The organism is Corynebacterium sp. HMSC28B08, from assembly GCF_001806865.1.
In the GTDB taxonomy this organism is placed as follows: Bacteria; Actinomycetota; Actinomycetes; order Mycobacteriales; family Mycobacteriaceae; genus Corynebacterium; species Corynebacterium auriscanis.
Genome location: NZ_KV786146.1, coordinates 1 through 1,940, shown reverse-complemented (window position 1 = coordinate 1,940; position 1,940 = coordinate 1). Strand labels below are relative to the sequence as shown.

Here is a 1,940-nt window from a genome sequence, read left to right as displayed (position 1 = left end):
AATGCCTAGGAACAAAACCCGGGGCACTTCAGTTTGCCCAGTCGGGAGTGAGAGCAATAATCGTGAGGAGACAGCCTGTTGGGGGTGTGTTGCTTTGACTGGTTGGGAGTTAAGGCAGTAAACGTGTGGAAGCGGCTCCACGGGAAATAAGCAAGGGAATGCGCTTGAAGAAGTCGTTAGGTCTGCGCGACGACCGTACTGCTTTCACCACGCACCCCACCAGCACCTGCGCGAACATTTTGATTGACGTATACAACAATGTTTGATTGTTGGATATAACACTGCTTGATTGTTGGATATAACAATGTTTGATCGTTGTATATAACACTGTGTCCGCTCACGGCGCCGACCTCTTATCTTATCTGGCGCTGGCCTCTCACCCCCCTAGGAACTATGCCAAGCAGGAGAGCTGGGACACGGGAGACTTTAACCACCTTCGCACCCTCCCGCCCACTAGAAACAATGCCCACCCCACCACGGACCACGATCTACGCTCAAACCGCCGCCACAATACAATCATTGCATAACGGGAAACCCTCGTCACCAGCTAAAGAACCACGGACCACACCCAAACCGCCGCCACAATACGATCATTGCACAACGGGAAACCCTCGCCATCGGCCAAAGAACCACGACCTACACCCGGACCGCCGCTGCAATACGGTCGCCCACCTCCGCGGTCTTCACCTGAGAGCCGTCGCGGCTGGAGGCTTCCTCCAAGACAGCTGCCTCGATGGCTTCGGCGTTGGCGTCGTCCCCCAAGTGGCGAAGCATTAAAGCAACCGACAAGATAGCCGCACATGGATCAGCGATGCCCTGGCCAGCAATATCAGGCGCGGAGCCGTGCACGGGCTCGAACATCGAGGGGTACCGGCGCGACGGATCGATGTTGCCACTAGCCGCCAAGCCAATCCCGCCCGTCACGGCTCCGGCCAAGTCCGTGAGAATATCGCCGAACAAGTTGTCCGTGCAAATGACATCGAATCGGCCAGGGTCGGTGACCATGTAGATGGTGGCGGCATCGATGTGGCAGTAATCCACCGCCACACCGGGATACTCTGCACCCACGGTTTCGATGGCGCGCTGCCATAGAGAACCTGCGTTGACCAGCACATTCGTCTTATGTACCCAAGTCAACTTGTTACGCCGTGTCGTCGCGCGCTCGAACGCATCACGAACCACGCGCTCTACCCCGTAGTACGTATTCTGACTGACCTCGCAGGCAACTTCCTGATCCGTCCCTTCGCGCAGGGTGCCCCCGTTGCCCGCGTACAACCCCTCGGTCCCCTCACGCACGACGACAAAATCAATCTCACCCGGGTTCTTCAGCGGCGAACTCGCACCGGGGTACAGCTTCGACGGCCGCAGATTAACTGCGTGGTCCAACTTGAAACGCAGTGGCAGCAGCAGCCCGCGCTCCAGCACACCGGCTGGCACACTGCGAGGGTCGCCGATCGCACCCAGCAGGATTGCATCGTGTTCTTTAATCGACGCCAAATCCTCCTCCGTCAAGGTCTCCCCTGTAGCGAGGTAGCGGCGCGCGCCGAGGTCATATTCGGTGATGTCGACGTCGTCACGCAATGCGTGTAGAACCTTCAGCGCCTCGGCAGTAACTTCAGTGCCGATACCGTCGCCAGCAATCACAGCGAGTTTCATTATGTGGACTCCTAATTCTCACTAAGTGGTATTCGTTACGATAGTCAGGGTGAGAGAAAGTCGCAAGGATTCGCAGCATCCCGCAGAAACTGACACGGTGAGAGGTTGCTCCAAGGCTGACAGGAGCGGGAAATAAAGGGCTGACAGGAACGGGAGATAAAATGGCCGAGAAGAGCGAGAGATAAAGGGCTGACAAGAGCGGGAGACATAAAGCCCCCGCCCTGTTACGGCTCCATAACAATTGCACTCTCGGGCGTGATGCTCCTATGTTGTGTCAAGCTGAT

The 1,940-nt window shown here is 56.9% G+C and carries 1 protein-coding gene; it reads right to left on the bottom strand.

All coding sequences use genetic code 11. The features are described from left to right. Window positions 1-636 precede the first annotated feature (636 nt). Window positions 637-1,656 (bottom strand): 3-isopropylmalate dehydrogenase, encoded by a 1,020-nt coding sequence (locus tag HMPREF3098_RS01375; RefSeq protein WP_070433716.1) that lies wholly within the window; start codon window positions 1,654-1,656, stop codon window positions 637-639. Between the last annotated feature and the right edge of the window lie 284 nt (window positions 1,657-1,940).